The organism is Prosthecomicrobium sp. N25, from assembly GCF_037203705.1.
Classification (GTDB): Bacteria; Pseudomonadota; Alphaproteobacteria; order Rhizobiales; family Ancalomicrobiaceae; genus Prosthecodimorpha.
Genome location: NZ_JBBCAT010000001.1, coordinates 1,378,433 through 1,398,995, shown reverse-complemented (window position 1 = coordinate 1,398,995; position 20,563 = coordinate 1,378,433). Strand labels below are relative to the sequence as shown.

Here is a 20,563-nt window from a genome sequence, read left to right as displayed (position 1 = left end):
GGTTCCTTTGCACGGGCCGCTGAAAGAAGGCCCGGCATCCCACAGACTCTGTATGCCGCAGACGTCGTCAAGCGGAGGAACCGGTCAGTCTGATTCTTGGTATGCTCGAAATGCATAGTCACCCAGCAGGCTTGCGCAACACCGCCGTGTGGAAGAGCTGAAGGAGTTCATCCTCCCCGTACTGACTAAGCTCCGCGAGTATCTCCGGAGTCAGGAATCTCCTATCCTCATCTGGGATATGGGGGACGGAGCTAAGGAGCTCGAAACCTGCCGAGTGCGCGTAGTCCAAGAACTCTGGGATTCGCATCTTGTTCAGATCGTATGAAATCTGCTTTCGGAACAAGGCTGGATCTTTTGCATAGATTGCAGCCCTCTCAGGGGTGGGAGTGTGCTGCGGCGGAAAGGCTGTCGAATAGAGAGCAGGGTTGCTGAAGACTTGGCCTAGCATCTCTACGTGCCGGTCTTCCGGTAGCCGCAAGTGCGCCCAAGGATAGTGATATGGCATTCCGATATCGTGCCCGCCCATCCGGAAGCCCGCGTAGGGGTTCCAATTGATCGCTGCTCCACCACCCGGCTTCAGCACGCGATAAAGTTCAGTGAGCACCCTCTTAGGATTTTGGACATGCTCAAACACAGCATTGGAAATCACTATATCAAACATGTTGTCCTTAAAATAAATTTCTGATGCGGACATCTGTAGCAATGTAATCTTCGAATAGAAATCGTCAAAGTGTAAAATGTCGGTCGATGCAAATACAACTCGCCCCCCTTCGAGGCCTTGTACTTCGATCCCGAGCAAGTCCCTTGCTTGTTTCCAGAATGCGACCTTGTTCGGGTCTGCCGCGTGAAGGTCGGGATGGGCGATGTCGATGCCATAGCATTGTCGCGCGCCATCCAGCAGAGCAAGTGCGAGAGTGAGGCCGCCGTGCGTTAGCTGGAAGCCAACGCCTAGATCGAGAATTAGCTTCCCCCCGAAGCCGCCCAGATGCTCCTTAACGTTAGATGCAAGAATATTATATGGTACCCTGGCCGCCTCGACGTAGTTTCGGAAATCCACTTGATATTCGAATAACGCATCGGGGTTCATTATGGAAGCCTCCGGAATCATCCCACACCTAGAAACTAGCAGTACATTACCTTTCGTCAAGCCTTGTGGCTCATTTGTTGACTCTACGTCTCATCTTCCTCCATCATGGCAAGCCTGCAGAGCCAGTGGTCACCAGCAACGACCGCGCCGGCCGGCCGGCCGATCCAGCGAGCGTCCCGGTACACAAGCCGCGTTCCTGACAGCCGGCTTGACGCGCCGTTCACGGGGGGCTCACCTTCGGTCTGCCTTGATTGGGCCACAAAGCCGGCGGGACGGACCCGCCGGGCCGACGGGAGCCCAGCCCATGACCGACATCCCCTTCGACGACCGCTTCGCCGCCGCCGCACCGGCCGCGCCGCGCGCCGAGACGCCGCGCCTCGGCACGGGCGCCGTGCGCGCCTACTACGACGCCACCTCGCCGGGGATCATGCGCCTCGCCTTCCTGGGCGGGCTCTTCTCCATCCTGACGCTCGGGATCTACCGCTTCTGGTACATCACCGACCTGCGCCGCCAGCTCTGGCGCCGCTCCGCCCTCGGCGGGTCGAACTTCGAGTACACGGGGACCGCGAAGGAGATCTTCATCGGCTTCCTGATCATGCTCGCCATCCTGGCGCCGCTCTACCTCCTGTCCTTCCTGGCGCAGCTCGACGTCGGCGGCGTGTTCGGCACGATCGCCAACCTGGTCTTCATCTTCGGCCTCTTCTTCTTCATCGGCTTCGCCATGTTCCGGGCGCGCCGCTACCGGCTGACCCGCACGCTGTGGCGCGGCGTCCGCTTCGGGCAGACCGGCTCGGCCGCGGCCTATGCGCTGCGCGCCATGGGGTGGGGCTTCCTCACCATGCTGACCGCGACGCTCGCCTTCCCGTTCTACCGGGCGAGCCAGGAGCGCTATCGCGTCAACAACACCTGGTATGGCGACCGCAAGTTCGAATGCCGGGCGAGCGGCCTCGCGATGCTGCTGCCCTGGATCCTCTTCATCGCCGCCGCCGTGCTGCCGCTCGTCTTCGCGGTCGTCCACGTCCTCTCGATCGCCCCGATCGACACGCTCGCGGGCTACATCCAGACGACCGCCGGCGCGGACGGCATGCCGAAGCTCACGCTAGGCCCGAATGCCCCGGCGGCGCTCACCGCGGCGATCGGCGTGGCGATCGGGGCCGCCGTGTGGCTCTTTGTGGCGCCCATCCTGCTCTGGCCGGTCTACCGCGCCCGTGAGATCCGCAGCTTCATGGGCCGCACCTCCCTCGGCGGCACCACGTTCCGCTCCGACTTCTCGGCACTGTCGATCTACGGCAGCTATCTCCTCTTCATGCTGGTCGCGGCCCTCACCTTCGCGGGCCTGGCGGCCGTCACGGCGGGCGTGCTCGCGGCGGTCGGCGGCTTCGACGACATGTCGCCCGCCGGCATCGTGGCCTTCGCGGGGGTCTACCTCGTCGCGGTCTGGCTCATCGGCACGCTCAAGACCCGGCTGGTCACCGCCGCGCTGTGGGGCAAGGTGGTGACGTCGGTGGTGGTCGACGGTATCGAGCATCTGTCGGGGATCGGGGCGCGGCGCGACCAGGCCTCGGGCGTCGGCGACGACTTCGCCAGCTCCTACGACTTCGGGGCAATCTGATGCGCATCGAGGGCCCCGCGCTCTACTACGACGGACGGAGCTCCCGCGGCTCCGCCGTCCGCTTCGTCCTCGACCTCGCCGGCGTCACCATCCTGTCGGCCGAGGGTGGCGCGATCGCCGCCTGGCCGCTCGGCAGCGTGCGGAGGGCGGACTCGGGGCCAGGCCTGCTCCGGCTCGCCAGCACGGCGGCGGAGGATGCCCGCCTGGAGATCTCCGACGCCGATGCGCTCCGCGACGTCGGCCCCGCGCTCCGGGCCCTCCCTGACCGGGACGGCACCTCCTGGGCCGGGGTCGCGAAGGTCGGGGCCTGGTTCGCGGCGGCGGTCGCTTCCCTGGTGGGGCTGGTGTGGATCGGCATCCCGGCGGCGGCCGACAAGCTTGCGCCGCTGGTGCCGGTGCCGGTCGAGCAGAAGCTCGGCGGCAGCGTCAAGCCGCAGATCCTCGCCGCGCTGAACCGGGGCCAAGCCCCGCGCCTCTGCGCCGCGCCGGCCGGCAAGGCGGCGCTCGAGCGCCTGACCGCGCCGCTCGTCGCGGCGGCGCGCGCACCGATGCCGATCACGATCGAGGTGGTCGACGTGCCGGTCCCGAACGCCTTCGCGCTGCCGGGCGGCCATGTCCTGGTCATGCGCGGGCTGATCGACCGGATGCAGGGTCCGGACGAGCTCGCCGGCGTGCTGGCCCACGAGTTCGGCCACGTGGTGCACCGGGACGCGATGCGCGGGGTGCTGAAGTCGGCCGGATTGTCGATCCTGGTCGGCGTCGTGGTCGGCGACTTCACGGGCTCGACCATCGCGGTGGCGGTCGGGCGGACGCTGATCGACGCGAGCTATTCGCGCGGCGCGGAGACCATGGCGGACGACTTCGCGGTCGACCTCATGGGGCGGGTCGGCCGCGACGGCGGCGCGCTCGGCACCGCACTGGAGCGGATCACCGCGGACGGGCCGAAGCTCGACGGCGCGCTCTCCTGGCTGTCCACCCATCCGGACACGGCGGCACGCGCGGAGGCCTTGCGCAAGGCGGGCGCCGGCCGGGCGAAGGGCCCCGCCCTGCTCGACGCGGCCGGCTGGGCGAGCCTCCGGGCGATCTGCAGCTGAGGGGCCCGGCGGCAGCCCGAGAATCGCTGTCGGGATCGGGCGGGCTGTGGTATCGCGAAGGGGAGGTCCCCGAGCCGAGCGCCCGATCCGCATGCTCTACCGTCCGATCCAGCGTCGATCCCGTGCCGCCGAGTGGGGCCGCCGGTTCGGCGCGCTGGCGCTCCCCGTGCTGATCATCGCGGTCGCCGGGCACCGCTTCTTCGGCCTGCGCGCCGACCACGCGGTCGGCATCACGAGTGTGGCGACGATCCTCGGCTGGATCGCCGTGGTGCTCTCGGCGGCGGGCGCCAAGATCATCTGGGACAAGGGCTTCCTGGGCGCGAGCCAGGCCGCGCGGGGGCTGATCTACGGCTTCATCGCGCTCGTTCCGGCGGGCTATGCGGCCTGGGGCATCTACAGCTACCCGCGGATCAACGACGTCTCGACCGACACCGCCGACCCGCCGCTCTACAAGGCGGCCGCCTTCGCGCGGATCGGCGCCATGAACCCGACCCGGCCGCCGGCCCCGGCCGAGCTGGAGCGCCAGCGCATCCTGTTTCCCGACATCGAGACGCGCCACTTCGACATCGGCTCCGAGCAGCTCTACGCGGCGGCGCGGCGGGTGGTTGAGAAGGCCGGGTGGCGGGTCACCGAGGATCTGCCGGCGCGCGAGGAGGGCGACCGGGCGCGCATCGAGGCGGTCGCCCGGACCCTGGTGTTCGGCTTCGAGGACGACGTGGTCATCCGCATCTACGCCGAGGGGAACGGCGGCTCGAAGATCGACATCCGCTCCTCCTCGCGCTGGGGCGAGCACGACTTCGGCGCCAACGTGCGGCGCATCCGCGGCTTCCTCTCCGACCTCGATGCGCTGGTGGCGGAGAGTTTCGGCTGAGGTCAGTCGCGGGCGAGCCGGTAGGTGGCTTGGAGCGAGACCGGTCCGTCGGCGCGGATCAGCCCGCGCTCGGCCAGGTCCTCCACATGGGCGAGCACGGACAGGGCGGCGGCGCCGTGCAGGGCGCGGTCGACGTCGGCATAGATGACCGAGACCATGGCGGGGATCGTGTCGTCGCCGGCGGCCACCCGGTCGAGCACGGCCTTCTCGCGGCCCAGCCGGTGGGCCTTCAGCGCGGCGACGAAGTCCTGCGGGTCGCGGACCGGCCCGCCGTGGCCCGGCCAGTAGACCGTCTCGGACCGGCCGACGAGGCGTTCCAGCGAGGCCATGTAGTCGCGCATGGCGCCGTCCGGCGGGGCGACAATGGAGGTCGACCAAGCCATTACATGGTCGCCGGAGAAGAGGGCCTCCTCCTCGGGGAATGCGAAGGCGAGGTGGGTGGCGCAGTGGCCGGGCGTGGCCAGAGCCGTCAGCGTCCAGCCCTGCCCGGCGACGGACTGGCCGTCGGAGAGCTTGCGGTCGGGCACGAAGTCCTTGTCGCCGGAGGCGTCGAGCGGGTTGATCTCGCCGAGGTTCAGCGGCCGGGCGGGCCGGTGCGGCCCCTCCCCGTAGACCGGCGCGCCGGTCAGGGCGGCGAGCGCGCGGGCGCCGGGGGAGTGGTCCCGGTGGGTATGGGTGACCAGGATCGCGGCGACGCGGGCGGGCCCGATCGCGTCGAGGAGGGCCTCCCGGTGGGCGGGATAGTCCGGCCCGGGGTCGATTACGGCGAGGTCGCGGTCGCCGACCAGATAGGTGTTGGTGCCGTGGAACGTGAAGGGGCCGGGGTTGCGGACGGTCACGCGGCGGACGAGCGGTGACAGGCGCACGGCCTCGCCGTGGCGGGGGTCGAAGGCGCGGTCGAAGCGGGGCGGTCCGAGGCTCATGGGGTCATCCGCCGGCGCGTCGAACGGACATGAAAAAACCCCGCCTCGCGGCCGGGGTCCATCTTTCCGTCGACCTGGCCCGGGACGCCAAGTCCTTGATGCGATTGGTCGGAGTGGTGTGATTCGAACACACGACCCCCTCGTCCCGAACGAGGTGCGCTACCAGGCTGCGCTACACTCCGCCGTCGCAGGCCGGTCTTATAGCGACCGCGATCCGGCACCGCAAGCGGTGAATTTCGGTTTGCACCGGGGCTCCGGACCGTGCCGTCCCCGGTCCTCCGGTCGGTTGCGACCCCGCCGCGAAGCCGCTATAGCATCCCGGCCCGACCGCGGCCCCGCGCCGCCGTCAGCGGCATTGCTGGGGCGTCGCCAAGTGGTAAGGCAGCGGATTTTGATTCCGCCATCCGCAGGTTCGAATCCTGCCGCCCCATCTCGATCTAGTCGGGGTCCCCGGAGCCGGCCCACCCCTCGGGCTCGATGATCTGCATCTCCCACTCGCCGCTGTCATTGAACGTGCCGGTCATGAAGTGGAACTTGCAGGCGATGCTTTGCGGGGAGCCCGACTCCACATCGTGGTGTTCTATGGTGACTTCACGCACGCCGAGGCTGCGCAGCCGGGCCACGAATTCGTCCAGTGCCACTCGCTCCACCGCAGCCTCCCCACCTGATTTTATCTGCAACCTATTGCATAAATTACCCATACGGAATGTGTAATCTGTCCGTCACTGTGCATAATGACGAGCTTCTGTTCCGTAGAGCCACAGGAGGCCGGTGCGAACCGCCCGCCGGGCCCCTCCCGGGCCGGAGCGGGGGCGGCCATCCCTTGCGGAGGCGGGGGCGCAATGGCTTATGGTCGGGGCAGCGGAGGGCGACATCGCATGCTCGAGACGAAGCGTAGCCACGGCGGCATGGTGACGGCACCCCACGATCTGGCGGCCCGCGCCGGGGCGCGGGTGCTCGAGGATGGGGGCACGGCCATCGAGGCCATGGTGGCGGCGGCCGCCGCGATCGCGGTGGCGTATCCGCACATGAACGGGCTCGGCGGCGACAATTTCTGGATCGTCTCCGTGCCGGGCCGGGCTCCCGCCGGCATCGACGCCTGCGGGGCGGCCGCCGGGCTGGCGAGCCCGGACTTCTATGCCGGCGAGACCGCCATCCCGGCGCGCGGGGCGCGCGCGGCGCTCACCGTCGCGGGCGCCGTCTCGGGCTGGGCGCGGGCGCTTGCCCTCAACGCCACCCTGACGAGCCGGCCGATGCCGCTCGCGCGGCTCTTCGAGGACGCGATCCGGCTCGCCCGGGACGGCGTCGCGGTGACGCGGACGCTGGCGCGCAATGCGGCCGAGAAGGCGCCGGAGCTGGACCCGGTGCCGGGCTTCCGGGCGACCTACGCGCCGGAGGGGCGGCTCGTGGCGGCCGGCGACCGTCTGCGTCAGGTCAAGGTGGCCGATACGCTGGAGCATCTGGCGCGGGCCGGCCTCGACGACTTCTACCGCGGCGACCTCGCCCGCAGCCTCGCCGGCGACCTCGAGGCGGCCGGCTCGCCGCTGCGGCTCGCGGACCTCGAGCGCCACCGGGCGCTGGACGTCGAGCCGCTGTCGGTCGCGGTCGGGCCGCACCGGGCCTATAACCTGCCGCCGCCCACCCAGGGCCTCGCCTCGCTGATGATCCTCGGGATCTTCGCACGGCTGGGCGTCACGACCGCGGAGGGCATCGAGCATGTGCACGGGCTCGTGGAGGCGACCAAGCAGGCCTTCCTGGTGCGCGACCGGCACGTCTGCGACCCCGCCTACATGACGCGCGCCGCCATCGAATTCCTGGCTGACGACGTGCTCGACGCCGCGGCGGCGCGCATCGACCGCGGGCGCGCCCTGCCCTGGCCGCAGCCGGCGGCGCCGGGCGACACGGTCTGGCTCGGCGCGATCGACCGCGAGGGCCGCGCCGTGAGCTTCATCCAGAGCGTCTATTGGGAGTTCGGCTCCGGCCTCGTCCTGCCCGGCTCGGGGGTCACCTGGCAGAACCGGGGCACCTCCTTCTCGCTCACGCCCGGGCACTTCAACGGGCTGAAGCCGTTCCGGCGGCCGTTCCACACCATCCAGCCCGCCTTCGCGGAGCTCGGCGACGGGCGGCGGATGGTCTACGGGACGATGGGCGGCGAGGGCCAGCCGCAGACGCAGGCGGCGGTCTTCAGCCGCTACGCCCTGTTCGGCTCCGACCTTCAGGCGGCCGTGACCGCGCCGCGCTGGCTCCTCGGCCGGACCTGGGGCGCGGCGACCTCGAACCTCAAGATCGAATCGCGGCTCGACGCGGCGCTGGTGGAGCGGCTGCGCGCGGCCGGCCACGAGATCCAGGTGGTCGGGCCGTTCGAGGAGATGATGGGGCATGCCGGCGCGATCGTGCTCCATCCGGGCGGCCTGATCGAAGGCGCCGCGGACCCGCGCAGCGACGGCGCAGCCGTCGGCCTCTGAAGGCCTCGCCGGCCGGGCGCTCTCCCCGGCTCCGGCGGAGGGCGGATCGGCGCAGGCACGGGGAGACCTCGGGGGAGATCCGCCCTATCCTCCCGGGCGTATGGCAGCCGAGCGGAGGTGCCTCGATGACTGTCGCCCGCATGCTTGCCGTCCTCGCCTGTCTCGCCGTCCCTGCTCTGCCGGCCGTGGCCGAGGAGGTCGACCTGGAGCTGGTGCTCGCGGCGGACGGGTCGGGGTCGATCGATGCCGACGAACTGGCGCTCCAGCGCAAGGGATACGCGGACGCGCTCGTCTCCCCCGAGGTGCAGCGGGCGATCCGGTCCGGCCTGACGGGGAAGATCGCGCTCACCTACATCGAGTGGGGCGGGCCGACGTCGCAGCACGTGATCGTCGACTGGGCGGTGGTGCACGACCTGGCGAGCGCCGCGGCTTTCGGGGAGAAGCTCGTGACACGGCCGCGCGCGGCCTACGGCTACAACTCGATCTCCAACGCGATCGACTTCTCCGTGGGCCTGATCGAGCGCAACGCCTTCGAGGGCACCCAGAAGGTGATCGACGTCTCGGCCGACGGGCCGAACATCGGGGGGCGGGAGATCACGGCGGCGCGGGACGACGCGGTGGCGAAGGGAGTCACCATCAACGGGCTGGTGATCTCGCGCCCCGGCGGCGTCGTGCGGCGGGTGCAGGGGGAGCCGCTGACCGAGCATTTCCGCCGTGACGTGATCGGCGGGCCCGGGGCCTTCATCGTGACGGTGGACGAGACGACGAGCTTTCCCGAGGCGGTCCGGCGCAAGCTGGTGCTCGAGATCGCCGGTCCGGAGCCGCAGGCCGGCCCGCGCCACGCCGGGCCCGGCCGGTATCCTCCCGTAGAGTGAGCCGCCGGGCGCCCGTCAGTAGGCGTTGCGGTCGACCAGGACCATGACGGCGGTGCGCATGATGATGCGCAGGTCGAGCCAGAACGACCAGTTGTTGATGTACCAGAGGTCAAGTTCGACGCGGGCCTCCATCTGCGAGTCCTCGCGGGTCTCGCCGCGGAAGCCGTGCACCTGGGCCCAGCCGGTGATGCCCGGCTTGACGTGATGGCGGAGCGCGTAGGTGCCGATCCGGCGGTCGTACAGGTTGTCGTGCGCGACCGCATGCGGCCGCGGGCCGACGATCGACATCTCGCCCCGCAGGACGTTCACGAGCTGGGGCAGCTCGTCGAGGCTGGTCCGGCGCAGGATGCGGCCAAGCGGGGTGATGCGCGGGTCGCCGCGGCGGGCCTGTTCGACCTGCGGGCCGTTCTCCTGCACCGTCATGGTGCGGAACTTCAGGATGCGGAAGAGACGGCCGCCGAAGCCCTTGCGATCCTGCAGGAAGAAGATGGGCCGCCCGGTCTCGACCATGATCGCCAGGGCGGTCATGAGCATCAGCGGCGATAGGAGGACGAGGGCCGTCCCGGCGACCGCGATGTCGAGCAGACGCTTGACGGCGCGCTCCGCGAAGGAGAGCGGCGCGCGCTGCACCTCGAAGGCGTCCAGGTCGCCGAAGGTCTGGCGGCGATGGGCGAGAAGATGCTGGGCGTTGTCGTCGGCGAAGAGCAGGACCGGCACGGGCAGGGTCGACAGGACCGCGCGCAGCTCGTCGAAGGCGCGCCGGTTGTTCCAGGGCACGAAAACATGGACGGCGTCGACGCCGGACTGGGCGAGCGAGCGGCGGGCGTCGTCGGCGGCCGTGACACAGGCGCGGTAGAAGTCGGGCCGGCCGAGCTTCGAGGTCGGAATGGTGGTGACGCCGACGGGCTCGATGCCGAGTTCGGCCAGGCGGCCCGACATGGCGTGGTAGCGGTCGGCCTCGGCGACCGCGACGACATGGACGCGACTGAGCGAGAGCTCGCGGCGGGACAGGCGGCGCGACAGCCAGACGCTGCCGAAATAATGGAAGGCCTGCAGCGCGAGGCCGCCGAACACGAACCAGGTGAGGATCGCACCGCGCGAGTAGCTCGCCGTCATCTTGGTGAGGAAGGCGCCCCAGCCGATCATGAAGAAGACGAAGATCCAGCCCTGGGCGGCCAGCCGGCTCTGCCGGCGCGCGTCCGCGATGGCCTCGACGTCGAATCCGCCGCGCCAGGCCACGAACCCGGAGAAGATGGCCGTGGCGAACAGCCCGATCCGGATGGACTCGCCGAGTTCGGGGCCGGATTGCGTGAGGAACGACTTGTAGGACAGGTCGGCCAGGAGCGCCGAGATCGCGATGATGAGGACGTCGATCGTCAGGATGCCGCCGATGAGGGCTTCCCGAGACCAGCGGATCCGCGGCTCGAATGCCAGGGATTCGGCCGCCGACGCATCGGCCGCCACAACCATATCCAGCTCTCTCATCGACTGGCAACTCTCGCTGGACGCACAGATGCCGGATGGTACCACTCAGCCACGGTAAGCCACAAGGCTCCGCTCACGGTTGAGTAAAGTTACCGAAACGTTATCGTTGGTGCTGACCATGGGGTTCTCCGTTCCAATCAGATTGAGCGTCATGCCGATTCGACGCGGGAGTCGGTCGCCGCGCAGAGGGGGACCAGTCAACTCAGGAAGCGGAAGAAAAGATCCTCGAGACCCTTGCCGAAATCCTTGTCTCGCTCGCCGGTGTTGTCGGTATCCCGGCGGGCCTGGATGAAGGGCTTGAAGGTGCGGTAGATCCGCTTCACGTCGATGGCTATGGACTTTCGGATGATCTCCTCGTCGCAGGCGTCGAGGGTGATGCAGCGGTCGAACTGGTCGAAGGCGTCGACGAGCAGTTCGACCGAGGCGGCGAGATCGTGCTCACGAATAAAGGCCAAAAGGAGATCGTCCCGGCTCGCGATCAGGGCATCCCGCTCCTGGTCCGAGCGGGCCGCCATGATGCGGCGCTGCTGGTCCTGGATCATGGTCCACCAGGGCTTGAGCTCCTCGGAAAGCTTGACGTAGGCGCGCTGGGCCTCGCCGTCGGCCCACTTGTCGAGGAGGTCGAGGCTGGTGGCGACGCGCTGGCGGGCGGCGGCGTGGGGGACCTCGACGAAGCGCTCGTAGGCCGCCCAGCCCCAGCCGGCGGTGGCGAACAGGGTCAGGCCGAGGACGGCCGCGGGACGCCTCAGACCGGCCACCCGCCCCGGACGGAGCGGCTGCTCGGTCTTGCTGATGTCCGCGGGCCTGGAGGTCATCGAGTCGGTCAGCGTCCCGGACGGATGGGCTTCGGACAGCAGGGCCCGCCGCAGCAGACGTCCTGCCAGGGCGGACGCGGTGCGGAGGGGCGGGGGCGGAACTGCGCCTCTGCGAGCGTGGTGCCGGTCACGACGAACATCATCGCCATCACGAGGATCTTCTTCATCATTCCACTCGGAGCCTGCTCAGGAACGGGTCGGGGCCCGGGTCGGGGCCCACCGCCCCGGCTGGGGAACGCGAGATCCGGACCGGGCCTGCCGGCCCGACCGGATCACGCTCGTCGTATCCGACGGCACCGGTCTAGCGCATCCAAGATGAACGAGGGCAGAATGGACGCGCTTGGCGGCGAAACCGTGGTGACGCGGCCCGGCCTTGCGGATCAACGGCTGCGGCGGGCGCGCAGGAAGCCCTCGAGCTCGGCATCGCCGCCCTCGGGCAGAACGATGCGGGGCGAGACGTAGAGGTCGCCGCGGCCGCCGGACTTGTTGGGGAGGCCCTTGCCGCGCAGGCGCAACGCCCGGGCGCCCGTGGACTTCGGCGGGATCGTCATCTCAACAGGCCCGTCGAGGGTGTTGACCCGCACCTTGCCACCGAGCGCCGCGTCCTCGAGGGCGACGGGCACGTCGCCGCGCAGGTCGAAGCCGTCGACGGTCCAGACCGGATGCTTCTGGAACAGGACGGTCAGGATCGCGTCGCCGGCCGCGGCGCCGCCGGAGCCGGGATGGCCCTGGCCCTTGAGGCGCATCTTGTGGCCGTTGGTGACGCCCTCGGGGAGCGAGACGTCGAGCACCTTGCCGCTCGGCAGCGTGACGCGGACCTTCTCGCCGTCGACCAGGTCCTCCAGAGCGACCTCGACGGTGGCGGCCACGTCCTCGCCCCGGTGGCGCTCTGTGCCATGTTCGGAGCCTGGGCCGGCGCCACCGAAGTCGAAGCTCGTGCGCCGGAAGCCGCCGGTGCCCCGGCCGCCGCCCATGGCCTGGCCGAGGATGTCGGTCAGGAAGTCGTCGAAGATTCCCTGGCCGCCACCGCGCGCCCCGGCGCCGGGGCCGGCGCCGCGGCCGAACCCCTCGAAGCCGCGGCCGCCGAAGCCCTGGAAGCGGGGCTTGCCCTCCGCGTCGATCTCGCCGCGGTCGAACTGGGCGCGCTTCTCCTTGTCGCCCAGGATCTCGTAGGCGGCGTTGATCTCCGAGAAGGCGTCCTTGGCCTTCGGGTTCTCGCGGTTCTGGTCGGGATGATGCTTCTTGGCGGCCTTGCGGAAGGCCTTCTTGATCTCGTCCTCGCTCGCGCCCCGCGCCACGCCGAGCACATCGTAAGGATCACGCATGGTCGGTCATACCCCCTGCCCGGACGCGATTCGGGCCGCCGTCCGGACTGTAACACGGGCGTGATGTGGGGAGCGCAGGGGAACGATGCCAGGGGTGGCGGCGGGCGGGACGCGAAAAGCAGCCGGACTTGGGGCCGTCAGGTGCGTCCGCCGGCCTGCCCCTTGGCTTCGGCGGGGCGGACCGTGACAACCTCCCAGGCGTCGGGGCCGGAGCGGCAGGCCTCGCCGTGGTAGAGGCGGACGCCGTCGAGCGACGCGAAGGTGGTGGCGAAGGAGCGGCAGGGCGTGCCGGCGCGCGGGGCCGCGGCGATCACGTCCGAGATGGTGCCGGAGTTGCCGGTCTCGCGGTTCGACCACTCGACCCGGGTCTCGCGGACCGGCGCCGCCCTGGCGAGCGTCTTGCCGACGGTCGCCCAGTCGCTCTCCGCACCCTGCGCGTCGGCCGATTTCGGCTCGGGCTCGGGGGCGGGAACGGCGGTCTGGACGGAGCCGGTGGTCTCCACGGTGCCGAGGCTGCTGCAGGCGCCGAGGCTCGCGGAGGCGACCAGCATCCAGAAGACCGGCCATGCAGGGTGCCGCTGGCGGACCTGGCCCTCGACGCGATACAAACTTCGGACCAGCCCGGCCACGGAACCCTCCACGCGATGACCGATATCCCCGACAATGTCCGACCTGCGTTAACGACCGGTGACTTCACGAGCGCCGAGGAGCCGTTCCGGCTGTTCGCCGAGTGGATGCGGGAGGCCTCCGAGAAGGAGCCGAACGATCCCAACGCCATGGCGCTCGCGACCGTGGACGAGACCGGCCTGCCGAACGTGAGGATGGTCCTGCTGAAGGGCGCCGACGAGCAGGGCTTCGTGTTCTACACCAACTACGAGAGCCAGAAGGGACGGGAGATCCTGGCGAGCCGGAAGGCGGCGCTGCTATTCCACTGGAAGAGCCTGCGCCGGCAGGTCCGGGTGCGCGGACCGGTCGAGCTCGTCGGGGAAGCGGAGGCGGATGCCTATTTCGCCAGTCGGGCGCGGACGAGCCGGATCGGCGCCTGGGCGTCCAAGCAGTCCCGCCCCCTGGAGAGCCGCTTCGCGCTGGAAAAGGCGGTCGCCGAATTTGGCCTGAAATACGCGATCGGGGAGGTGCCGCGGCCGCCCTACTGGTCCGGGTTCCGGATCGTGCCGGTGGCCTTCGAGTTCTGGCAGGACGGGCCGTTCCGGCTGCACGACCGGATCACGTTCCGCCGGGCGGCTCCCGGCGAGGCCTGGGCGAAGGACCGGCTCTACCCGTGAGGCGGGACCGGCTCAGAGCCAGCCGCGCCACTTGAAGACCGTGTAGGTGACGAGCACCGAGGCGAGCATCATGCCGAGGGCCATCGGGTAGCCGAAGGTCCAGTCGAGTTCGGGCATGAGGCGGAAGTTCATGCCATAGATCGAGGCGATGAGGGTCGGCGGCATGAACACGACGGCGAGCACCGAGAAGATCTTGACGATGGTGTTCTGCTCCAGGCCGACGAGGCCGAGCGTGGCGTCGAGCAGGAACACCACCTTGTTGTCGAGGGCGGTGGCGTAGTCGCTGATCGACTTGATGTCCTGCTGGAGCGTCGTGATGTGGCCCTTCTCCTCGACGGTAAGGCCGCTCTGCGGACCCTGCTCGGCGAAGAAGCCGAGGAGGCGGCTGAAGGAGACCAGGCTCTCCTGCGTCTTGCCGATCGTATGGCCCTGGCGGGCGATGGCGCGGATGAGCCGGCCATAGTCGCGCGAGCGGGCGTCGCGCGAGCCGATGTCGTGGGCGAAGATCTGGGAGGAGATCTGGTCGACCTCGGCGCCGACCCGCTCCAGGACGTCGGCGACCCGGTCGACGACCGAATCGGTGAGGCCGAGCAGCACGTCGGTGCCGTCGAGGACGCCCGAGCCGGGCTTGAGGGCGCGGCCTTCGAAATGGGAGAAGGGCCGGGTGTCCTCGTAGCGGACGGTGGCGAGGCGGTTGGCCGCGAGGATGAAGGTGACGGTCGTGGTGCCCGGACGCTCGCTGTCCGCCTGGCAGAGCGTGACGGCGGTCATGTAGAGGGCGCCGCCCTCCTCGTAGAGGCGGCTCGAGGTCTCGATCTCCAGGGCCTCGTCGCGGGTCGGGATCGAGACGCCCATCTGCCGCTCGACGAAGCGGTCCTCCTCGGCGGTCGGGGAGACGAGGTCGAACCAGACCACGCCGTCGCATGCGCTCCCGGCGACGGGTTCGGTGTGGACGAGGCAGGTGTCGCGGCCGGTGTAGAGCGTCAGCATGCGCCCGTCAGTAGCCGGCCGGGGGCGCGGCTGTCGAGCCGGAAACGCGCAGGACGACGATGCGCGAAGGCGCCGCGGGGCGGACCTCCGGACGCGGCCTCGCGGACGGCGCGGCCCCGCGGGCGGGAAGCCCGCCGGGGCGCGGCCGGGGCGTCGTCAGGACATCTGGTCGGAGGCCGGGCGCTTCGGCTTGCGCGCCTTGAAGGCCGCGGCCGCGCTCACGGCGGAAATGCCGATCGACTTGTACTGCTTGTCGAGCACGACGGTCTCCCGTCGGGACGGCACCTCCTGGGTGAATTGGCGATCCTGACTCTGTGCTTCCTTGCCAGACATGATGATCCTCGGTCTGTCGCGGGTCCGCCACGAGCCGCGGACCCTCTCTCCCTACGCATCCGGTCCCGAACTCGTTCCTCGGGCGGGCTCAACCTGACAGCCAGCTGACCTCAGGTTCCCTAGAGTTCGTCTCCGAATGGGGCCTTCTCGTGTTTTTTCGTCGGCCGCATGCAGGAATGTTCATGAAAAATTTGCCCATGAAAAGAGCGCTAAGCCTACAATCTTAGCAACCGGTTAACCAACGACCGGTGTCTGCGGCGTTATGTCCGACGAAAGCCGCGCCAGCACCACCTCGGGCGGGGCGAGGAAGCGGATCGGAAGGGTCGAGCAGCCGAGGCCGCCGGAGACCAGGAGGTGGCGCCCGCCTTCCCGCACGTGCCCGTAGGCGAAGCGCCGGCCGTAGGACGAGGGGACCACGAGGGGGCCGACGACCGGCATCCGCACCTGGCCGCCGTGGGTGTGGCCCGACACCGTCAGGGCGACGCGGTCCGGTATGCCGACGAAGAGATCCGGCTCGTGCGCCATGTGGATGACGGGGGCGCCGCCGTCGATGCCGGAGAGGGCCTTGTCCAGATCAGCCCGCGACAGGAAACCGCCCGCGCCGACCTCCGCGATCATGCTGTCGGTGCCGGAGACCCACAGGTCGTGCGGCCCCTTGCGGAGGCGCAGGGCCCGGTTGACCAGCACCGGGATGCCCACGTGCTCGAGGGCGCGGCGGACGGGCTCGGGATTGCCGAGCCACCACCAGTCGTGGTTGCCCAGGATCGCGTAGGCGCCGAGCGGGGCCCGGAGGGCGGCGAGCGGTGCCGCCCACTCGCGCGGCTCCAGGACCCGGTTGGCGAAGCGCATGGTGCCGACATAGTCGCCGAGGAGCAGGATGAGGTCGGGCTTCAGCTCGTTGGTGACGCGGACGATCTCGGCGATGCGGGACACCGGCATCCAGGGGTCGACGGCGTGCAGGTCGGCGATCAGGGCGACGGTCAGAGGCGGGGCGTCGGCCGGCCAGCGCGGCAGGCGCAGGTCGTATCGGGTGACCTCGAGTCGATGGCGCGGCTCCCAGCCGACCGCATAGCCGCCGAGGGACAGGAAGGCGGTCGTCGAGGTGGCGAGGCCCTGGAGGAAGCGACGGCGGGAGATCATCGGCAGGGTGCGATCCGATCGTTCGACGCGGGCCGGGATAGCGGCCGATGCGGGCGGAATTGGCGCCGAAACCGGGCCGGGCGCGGGCGCACCCGGGAACGAGGCAGAACCGTCGGCACGTCCGCGGGAGGACGATCTCCGGCGACGCCCGGCCATGATGCGGACCTAGCGTAAATTCCGGGTCAAGGGACCGCGCGCGGCCTCAGGAGGCGAGCGCTGCGGACGCCGCGCCGACGACCTCCGAGCCGTTCACGACGCGCGCCCGCAGGGACGAGGTCTCGCCGAGGAGGTGCTCCGCGTAGAAGCGCGCCAGTGCGACCCGGCCGTCGCCGTCCGCCTCGCCCGCGGCCGCGACCGCGCCGCGCGCCAGGTAGGCCCCGCCGGCGGCGAGGCTGAGAAGGCGGAGATAGGACGCCGCGGCAGCCAGGACGGCCTGGGGATCGGCCTCCCGCTTGGCCTCGATCCAGGCCGTGGCGGCGTCGACGTCGCCGAGGGCGGCCAGCACGGCCTCGCCCATGCGGCCGAAGTCGGGACGGTTCGCGTCCCGGGCCCGGACCGCGTCCGCCCTCAGCTCGGCCAGGTAGTCGGCGAGGGCCCGGCCGCCGGAGAGCGGCAGCTTGCGGGCGACGAGGTCGATCGCCTGGATGCCGTTCGTGCCTTCGTAGATCGGGGCGATGCGGGCGTCGCGGAGGAAGCGGGCGGCGCCGGTCTCCTCGACGTAGCCCATGCCGCCGTGCACCTGGATGCCCAGCGAGGCGACCTCGACGCCCACGTCGGTGGAGAAGGCCTTGGCGAGCGGGGTGATCAGGCCCGCGCGCTCCTGCCAGCGCCGGCCGTCGTCCCCCTCTGTCACATGCGCCATGTCGATGGCGGCCGCACAGGCGTAGCAGATCGAGCGGGCCGCGGCGGTCAGGGCCTTCTGGGTCAGGAGCATGCGGGCGACGTCGGGGTGGGCCGCGATCGGGCTCATGCCCTCGCCGCGCCAGCCCGGCGCCCTGCCCTGCCGGCGCTCCTGCGCGTAGGCGAGCGCGTGCTGGAAGGCGGCCTCGGCCACCGCGACACCCTGGATGCCGACCATCAGGCGGGCGTTGTTCATCATCGTGAACATGCAGGCCAGCCCGCGGTTCTCCTCGCCGACCAGGTAGCCGACGGCCCCGCCCTCGTCGCCGTACACCATGGTGCAGGTCGGCGAGGCGTGGATGCCGAGCTTGTGTTCGACGCCGGCGCAGCGGACGTCGTTGCGGGCGCCGAGCGTACCGTCTTCGTTCACGAGGATCTTCGGCACCAGGAAGAGCGAGATGCCGCGGGTGCCGGGCGGGGCGTCTGGAAGGCGGGCGAGGACGAGGTGGACGATGTTGTCGGTCAGATCGTGGTCGCCGTAGGTGATGAAGATCTTCTGGCCGAAGATGCGGTAGGTGCCGTCCGGCCGGCGCTCCGCCCGGGCCTTGAGGGCGTTCAGGTCCGAGCCGGCCTGGGGCTCGGTCAGGTTCATGGTGCCGGTCCACTCGCCGGTGACGAGCTTTTCAAGGTAGCGGGCCTTGAGGTCGTCCGAGCCATGGGTCGAGATCGCCTCGATGGCGCCGATGGTCAGGGTCGGCCCGATGCCGAAGGCCATGGACCCGCCGTTCCACATCTCCTGGGTGGCGACCGAGAGCATCGTCGGCAGCGCCTGCCCGCCGTATTCGGCCGGGCCGGTCAAGCCGTTCCAGCCCGCCTCGCACCAGGCCCGGTAGGTGTCGCGCCAGCCCGGCGGCATGGTCACGGCGCCATCCGCCAGCTTCGCTCCCTCGCGATCACCGACCGCCAAGAGCGGCGCGACGCGTTCCGTGGCGAAGCGGCCCGCCTCCTCCAGGATCTGCTGGACGAGATCGGGGGTCAGGTCGCCGAAGAGGCCCGCCCCGATGGCGGTTCCGAGACCCGCGACATGGCGGAGCGTGAAGGCGATGTCGGCGACCGGCGCGCGATAGGGCATGGCTTCCTCGGGGCTGCGGCTTGACGCGGGGCGGCCGGAACCCTAGGCCTCGCCCCGACCCGGGCCGCACGATAGGCGTCGGCCCCGGCAGGTCAATGGCCCGAAGGGTCCGAGACGGCATGGCGACACGCGTCTTTCGGATGAGGGAGCCGGCCGAGCGGGAGGCGGGGATCGAAGCCGCCGTGGCGGCGCTGGCCGCCGGCGGGCTCGTCGGGCTGCCGACCGAGACGGTCTACGGCCTCGCCGCCGACGCGACCAGCGGGCGGGCGGTGGCGCGGATTTACGACGCCAAGGGGCGGCCGAGCTTCAATCCGCTGATCTCGCATGTGGAGAGCCTGGAGGCCGCCGAACGGCACGGCGTCTTCGGCCCTGCGGCGCGTCGGCTGGCGGAGGCCTTCTGGCCCGGGCCTCTGACGCTGGTGGTGCCGCGGCGCCCGGGCTCGCCGATCGCGGACCTGGCGACCGCGGGGCTCGATACGGTGGGGTTGCGGGTGCCGGGGAACCAGGTCGCGCGGGCGCTCCTCGCCCGCTTCGGCCGGCCGGTCGCGGCTCCGAGCGCCAACCGATCCGGACGCATCAGCCCGACCTCGGCGGAGGACGTGGTGGCCGAGCTCGGCGAGCGGGTCGACGTGGTGCTCGACGACGGGCCGACGCCGGTCGGGGTGGAATCCGCCATCGTGGCCTGCCTGGGGGACGACCTGCAGCTGCTCCGGCCCGGGGGCGTGGCGCGGGCCGACCTGGAGCGGGTCGCCGGGATGCCGCTCTTGTCGGGGAGCGCCGGAGCGGATCCGGAGCGTCCCTTGGCGCCGGGGCTGCTGGCGTCCCACTACGCCCCGCACGCAAGGGTGCGGCTCGACGCGACCGGGGTCGAGCCCGGGGAGGCGCTCCTCGCGTTCGGGCCGGCGCCGCCTCCGGGCGAGCCCGTGGCGATGCGCAATCTCAGCCCGTCGGGCGACCTCGCGGAGGCGGCCGCCAACCTGTTCCGGCACCTGCGCGAGCTCGACGCCGCGGGAGCGGCCGGGATCGCGGTCGTCCCGATCCCGGCGGAGGGCCTGGGCGAGGCCATTCGGGACCGGCTGGCGCGGGCGGCGGCGCCGCGGCCGGCGACCTAGCCAAAGGGCTGAGTCGCATTTTGATTTCCGTCACGGCGGTCGCGGGCCATCGGTTCACAATTCCGATAACCGCCGCGTTGGCATGCGTAATGCCACGTCGGGATTGACAGGGGTGCGGTCGGAGCCGTCCTATGGCCGGCAACGCCGTCCCGCCCGGCCGCGGGCGGATCAGAACACTGCGGAGAGCCGCGCCGGCGGCCTCCGCCGGGCGCCGGTCGCCCATGGGAGGACGTGCCGCATGTCGACGCTGCTGATCCATCACCCGAGCTTCCTGGAGCACGTCACGCCGATCGGGCATCCGGAGCGCCCCGACCGGATCCGGGCGATCGACCGGATCCTCGAGCACGAGCGCTTCCAGGCCCTGGAGCGCGAGCAGGCGCCGGTCGGCACGATCGAGCAGGCCGCGCTGGCCCATCCGGAGGCCTTCGTGCAGGAGATCAAGGACGCCGTGCCGGAGACGGGGCTGACCCGCATCGACGCCGACACGGTGATCTCGCCCGGGTCCTGGAAGGCGGCCATGCGCGGGGTCGGCGGGGTCTGCCAGGCTGTCGACGAGGTGATGGCCGGCAAGGTCAAGAACGCCTTCTGCGCGATCCGGCCGCCCGGGCACCATGCCGAGAAGGACCGGGCGATGGGCTTCTGCCTCTTCAACAACGTGGCCGTCGCGGCGCGCTGGGCGAAGAAGCAGCACGGCGTCGAGCGCGTCGCCATCATGGACTTCGACGTCCACCACGGGAACGGCACGCAGGACATCTTCTGGTCCGACACCTCGGTGATGTACACGTCGACGCACCAGATGCCGCTCTATCCCGGCACGGGCGCCGTCAACGAGACCGGGGCCGGCAACACCATCGTCAACGCGCCGCTGCGGGCCGGCGACGGCGGGGCGGAGTTCCGCGAAGCCATGGAGGTCGCCATCCTGCCGCGCATCGAGGATTTCCGGCCGGACCTCGTCATCATCTCGGCCGGCTTCGACGCGCATCACCGCGACCCGCTCGGGCAGATCAACCTGGTCGAGGCGGACTATGCCTGGGTGACCGCCAAGCTGATGGACATCGCGGACCGGAGCGCCAACGGCCGGGTCGTGTCGGTGCTCGAGGGCGGCTACGACCTGGAGGGTCTCGCCAAGTCGGTCGCCGCCCATGTGATGACGCTCATGAAGGCCTGAGCGCCCCGCCGGG

General features: G+C 70.4%; 20 protein-coding genes and 2 tRNA genes. 9 read left to right on the top strand and 13 right to left on the bottom strand.

The genetic code is table 11. The features are described from left to right. Positions 1 to 118: 118 nt before the first annotated feature. The gene (locus tag WBG79_RS06345; protein ID WP_337356264.1) at positions 119 to 1,087 is read right to left on the bottom strand and encodes a class I SAM-dependent methyltransferase; all 969 of its coding nucleotides are present in this window, start codon (positions 1,085 to 1,087) and stop codon (positions 119 to 121) included. A 304-nt stretch (positions 1,088 to 1,391) separates the two neighbouring features. Between WBG79_RS06345 and WBG79_RS06340 the strand changes: the two genes are divergently transcribed. The 3 genes from WBG79_RS06340 to WBG79_RS06330 all read left to right on the top strand — a co-directional run bounded on the left by WBG79_RS06340 (position 1,392) and on the right by WBG79_RS06330 (position 4,664). Further along, complete coding sequence (locus WBG79_RS06340; protein WP_337356263.1) at positions 1,392 to 2,699, top strand: YjgN family protein; 1,308 nt, start codon at positions 1,392 to 1,394, stop codon at positions 2,697 to 2,699. Beyond that, positions 2,699 to 3,793: a M48 family metallopeptidase gene (locus WBG79_RS06335; RefSeq protein WP_337356262.1), complete on the top strand. Its 1,095-nt coding sequence runs from the start codon at positions 2,699 to 2,701 to the stop codon at positions 3,791 to 3,793. The genes WBG79_RS06340 and WBG79_RS06335 overlap by 1 nt, the downstream gene beginning before the upstream one ends. A 91-nt stretch (positions 3,794 to 3,884) precedes the next feature. Continuing rightward, entirely contained in the window at positions 3,885 to 4,664 is a 780-nt protein-coding gene (locus tag WBG79_RS06330; protein WP_337356261.1) for a DUF1499 domain-containing protein, read from the top strand. Positions 4,665 to 4,666: 2 nt separating this feature from the next. Here WBG79_RS06330 and WBG79_RS06325 read toward each other — a convergent pair whose 3' ends face one another. Continuing rightward, positions 4,667 to 5,587, bottom strand: coding sequence for an MBL fold metallo-hydrolase (locus tag WBG79_RS06325; RefSeq protein ID WP_337356260.1), 921 nt, complete (start codon positions 5,585 to 5,587; stop codon positions 4,667 to 4,669). 105 nt (positions 5,588 to 5,692) lie between these two features. Next, positions 5,693 to 5,769: transfer RNA gene (locus tag WBG79_RS06320), tRNA-Pro, on the bottom strand. A 177-nt stretch (positions 5,770 to 5,946) separates the two neighbouring features. Between WBG79_RS06320 and WBG79_RS06315 the strand changes: the two genes are divergently transcribed. Further along, positions 5,947 to 6,018, top strand: a tRNA-Gln gene (locus WBG79_RS06315). 6 nt (positions 6,019 to 6,024) lie between these two features. On the opposite strand, the gene WBG79_RS06310 is transcribed toward WBG79_RS06315, so the two are convergent. Beyond that, a complete protein-coding gene (locus tag WBG79_RS06310) occupies positions 6,025 to 6,228 on the bottom strand; it encodes a hypothetical protein (protein WP_337356259.1) in 204 nt (67 codons plus the stop codon). Positions 6,229 to 6,465: 237 nt separating this feature from the next. On the opposite strand from WBG79_RS06310, the gene WBG79_RS06305 reads away from it, so the two are divergent. Further along, positions 6,466 to 8,052: a gamma-glutamyltransferase family protein gene (locus WBG79_RS06305; RefSeq protein ID WP_337356258.1), complete on the top strand. Its 1,587-nt coding sequence runs from the start codon at positions 6,466 to 6,468 to the stop codon at positions 8,050 to 8,052. A 125-nt stretch (positions 8,053 to 8,177) separates the two neighbouring features. Next, on the top strand, positions 8,178 to 8,927 hold the full coding sequence (locus WBG79_RS06300) for a DUF1194 domain-containing protein (RefSeq protein WP_337356257.1): 750 nt from the start codon (positions 8,178 to 8,180) through the stop codon (positions 8,925 to 8,927). 15 nt (positions 8,928 to 8,942) lie between these two features. On the opposite strand, the gene WBG79_RS06295 is transcribed toward WBG79_RS06300, so the two are convergent. The 5 genes from WBG79_RS06295 to WBG79_RS06275 all read right to left on the bottom strand — a co-directional run bounded on the left by WBG79_RS06295 (position 8,943) and on the right by WBG79_RS06275 (position 13,181). Next, positions 8,943 to 10,412, bottom strand: a complete 1,470-nt coding sequence (locus WBG79_RS06295; protein ID WP_337356256.1) for an undecaprenyl-phosphate glucose phosphotransferase — start codon at positions 10,410 to 10,412, stop codon at positions 8,943 to 8,945. A 197-nt stretch (positions 10,413 to 10,609) separates the two neighbouring features. Beyond that, positions 10,610 to 11,227, bottom strand: a complete 618-nt coding sequence (locus tag WBG79_RS06290) for a DUF4760 domain-containing protein (protein WP_337356255.1) — start codon at positions 11,225 to 11,227, stop codon at positions 10,610 to 10,612. 8 nt (positions 11,228 to 11,235) lie between these two features. After that, positions 11,236 to 11,394, bottom strand: a complete 159-nt coding sequence (locus WBG79_RS06285) for a hypothetical protein (protein WP_337356254.1) — start codon at positions 11,392 to 11,394, stop codon at positions 11,236 to 11,238. 213 nt (positions 11,395 to 11,607) lie between these two features. Beyond that, on the bottom strand, positions 11,608 to 12,552 hold the full coding sequence (locus WBG79_RS06280) for a DnaJ C-terminal domain-containing protein (protein WP_337356253.1): 945 nt from the start codon (positions 12,550 to 12,552) through the stop codon (positions 11,608 to 11,610). A 137-nt stretch (positions 12,553 to 12,689) separates the two neighbouring features. Then, positions 12,690 to 13,181 (bottom strand): RT0821/Lpp0805 family surface protein, encoded by a 492-nt coding sequence (locus WBG79_RS06275; RefSeq protein WP_337356252.1) that lies wholly within the window; start codon positions 13,179 to 13,181, stop codon positions 12,690 to 12,692. Between the two features lie 15 nt (positions 13,182 to 13,196). On the opposite strand from WBG79_RS06275, the gene pdxH reads away from it, so the two are divergent. Continuing rightward, positions 13,197 to 13,835 carry a pyridoxamine 5'-phosphate oxidase gene (gene pdxH / locus WBG79_RS06270; protein WP_337356251.1) on the top strand — a complete coding sequence of 213 codons (639 nt, stop codon included), beginning with the start codon at positions 13,197 to 13,199 and terminating at the stop codon, positions 13,833 to 13,835. A gap of 12 nt (positions 13,836 to 13,847) precedes the next feature. On the opposite strand, the gene WBG79_RS06265 is transcribed toward pdxH, so the two are convergent. The 4 genes from WBG79_RS06265 to WBG79_RS06250 all read right to left on the bottom strand — a co-directional run bounded on the left by WBG79_RS06265 (position 13,848) and on the right by WBG79_RS06250 (position 18,270). Continuing rightward, a complete protein-coding gene (locus WBG79_RS06265) occupies positions 13,848 to 14,825 on the bottom strand; it encodes a magnesium transporter CorA family protein (protein WP_337356250.1) in 978 nt (325 codons plus the stop codon). A 156-nt stretch (positions 14,826 to 14,981) separates the two neighbouring features. Then, positions 14,982 to 15,158, bottom strand: coding sequence for a hypothetical protein (locus WBG79_RS06260; RefSeq protein WP_337356249.1), 177 nt, complete (start codon positions 15,156 to 15,158; stop codon positions 14,982 to 14,984). Between the two features lie 234 nt (positions 15,159 to 15,392). Next, complete coding sequence (locus tag WBG79_RS06255; protein ID WP_337356248.1) at positions 15,393 to 16,298, bottom strand: metallophosphoesterase; 906 nt, start codon at positions 16,296 to 16,298, stop codon at positions 15,393 to 15,395. Between the two features lie 202 nt (positions 16,299 to 16,500). Continuing rightward, positions 16,501 to 18,270: an acyl-CoA dehydrogenase gene (locus WBG79_RS06250; protein WP_337356247.1), complete on the bottom strand. Its 1,770-nt coding sequence runs from the start codon at positions 18,268 to 18,270 to the stop codon at positions 16,501 to 16,503. Positions 18,271 to 18,389: 119 nt separating this feature from the next. Between WBG79_RS06250 and WBG79_RS06245 the strand changes: the two genes are divergently transcribed. Further along, a complete protein-coding gene (locus WBG79_RS06245; RefSeq protein ID WP_337356246.1) occupies positions 18,390 to 19,382 on the top strand; it encodes an L-threonylcarbamoyladenylate synthase in 993 nt (330 codons plus the stop codon). 238 nt (positions 19,383 to 19,620) lie between these two features. Further along, entirely contained in the window at positions 19,621 to 20,550 is a 930-nt protein-coding gene (locus WBG79_RS06240) for a histone deacetylase family protein (RefSeq protein WP_337356245.1), read from the top strand. The last annotated feature ends 13 nt before the right edge of the window (positions 20,551 to 20,563 follow it).

Excerpts from the sequence above, each read along its gene's own strand:
- WBG79_RS06345 (WP_337356264.1), bottom strand. The coding sequence starts at position 1,087 with ATGAACCCCGATGCGTTATTCGAATATCAAGTGGATTTCCGAAACTAC.
- WBG79_RS06340 (WP_337356263.1), top strand. The coding sequence starts at position 1,392 with ATGACCGACATCCCCTTCGACGACCGCTTCGCCGCCGCCGCACCGGCC.
- WBG79_RS06335 (WP_337356262.1), top strand. The coding sequence starts at position 2,699 with ATGCGCATCGAGGGCCCCGCGCTCTACTACGACGGACGGAGCTCCCGC.
- WBG79_RS06330 (WP_337356261.1), top strand. The coding sequence starts at position 3,885 with ATGCTCTACCGTCCGATCCAGCGTCGATCCCGTGCCGCCGAGTGGGGC.
- WBG79_RS06325 (WP_337356260.1), bottom strand. The coding sequence starts at position 5,587 with ATGAGCCTCGGACCGCCCCGCTTCGACCGCGCCTTCGACCCCCGCCAC.
- WBG79_RS06305 (WP_337356258.1), top strand. The coding sequence starts at position 6,466 with ATGCTCGAGACGAAGCGTAGCCACGGCGGCATGGTGACGGCACCCCAC.
- WBG79_RS06300 (WP_337356257.1), top strand. The coding sequence starts at position 8,178 with ATGACTGTCGCCCGCATGCTTGCCGTCCTCGCCTGTCTCGCCGTCCCT.
- WBG79_RS06295 (WP_337356256.1), bottom strand. The coding sequence starts at position 10,412 with ATGAGAGAGCTGGATATGGTTGTGGCGGCCGATGCGTCGGCGGCCGAA.
- WBG79_RS06290 (WP_337356255.1), bottom strand. The coding sequence starts at position 11,227 with ATGACCTCCAGGCCCGCGGACATCAGCAAGACCGAGCAGCCGCTCCGT.
- WBG79_RS06285 (WP_337356254.1), bottom strand. The coding sequence starts at position 11,394 with ATGAAGAAGATCCTCGTGATGGCGATGATGTTCGTCGTGACCGGCACC.
- WBG79_RS06280 (WP_337356253.1), bottom strand. The coding sequence starts at position 12,552 with ATGCGTGATCCTTACGATGTGCTCGGCGTGGCGCGGGGCGCGAGCGAG.
- pdxH (WP_337356251.1), top strand. The coding sequence starts at position 13,197 with ATGACCGATATCCCCGACAATGTCCGACCTGCGTTAACGACCGGTGAC.
- WBG79_RS06265 (WP_337356250.1), bottom strand. The coding sequence starts at position 14,825 with ATGCTGACGCTCTACACCGGCCGCGACACCTGCCTCGTCCACACCGAA.
- WBG79_RS06260 (WP_337356249.1), bottom strand. The coding sequence starts at position 15,158 with ATGTCTGGCAAGGAAGCACAGAGTCAGGATCGCCAATTCACCCAGGAG.
- WBG79_RS06255 (WP_337356248.1), bottom strand. The coding sequence starts at position 16,298 with ATGATCTCCCGCCGTCGCTTCCTCCAGGGCCTCGCCACCTCGACGACC.
- WBG79_RS06250 (WP_337356247.1), bottom strand. The coding sequence starts at position 18,270 with ATGCCCTATCGCGCGCCGGTCGCCGACATCGCCTTCACGCTCCGCCAT.
- WBG79_RS06245 (WP_337356246.1), top strand. The coding sequence starts at position 18,390 with ATGGCGACACGCGTCTTTCGGATGAGGGAGCCGGCCGAGCGGGAGGCG.
- WBG79_RS06240 (WP_337356245.1), top strand. The coding sequence starts at position 19,621 with ATGTCGACGCTGCTGATCCATCACCCGAGCTTCCTGGAGCACGTCACG.